The organism is Pseudoalteromonas sp. bablab_jr010 (assembly GCF_016464105.1).
GTDB classification, from domain to species: domain Bacteria; phylum Pseudomonadota; class Gammaproteobacteria; order Enterobacterales; family Alteromonadaceae; genus Pseudoalteromonas; species Pseudoalteromonas simplex.
Map to the genome: position 1 here is coordinate 1 of NZ_JACDWV010000064.1, position 296 is coordinate 296.

At 42.6% G+C, this 296-nt stretch carries 2 rRNA genes; both read left to right on the top strand.

Annotated features, from left to right (window positions below):
- Window positions 1–95, top strand: a 23S ribosomal RNA gene (locus JIG37_RS04045); the annotation flags it as partial.
- A 126-nt stretch (window positions 96–221) separates the two neighbouring features.
- Window positions 222–296: ribosomal RNA gene (gene rrf / locus JIG37_RS04050) — 5S ribosomal RNA — on the top strand; the annotation flags it as partial.

A 296-nucleotide genomic window follows, 5' to 3' on the forward strand; every position in this document is an offset into this window, starting at 1 on the left:
AGGGCCGTTGAAGACTACAACGTTGATAGGCAGGATGTGGAAGTGGTGTGAGCCATTAAGCTAACCTGTACTAATTACCCGTGAGGCTTAACCATACAACGCCAAACGCGTTTTATGACAGCGTAACAGACAGAAGTTAAGTTACTAAAGTAGACATTTACTTGATATCAGAATTCCAGATTTATTAATTTGCTCAGATGAGCGAATTAAAACCAAATTTGCTTGGTGACAATAGCGTTTTGGACCCACCTGACCCCATGCCGAACTCAGTAGTGAAACGAAACAGCGCCGATGAT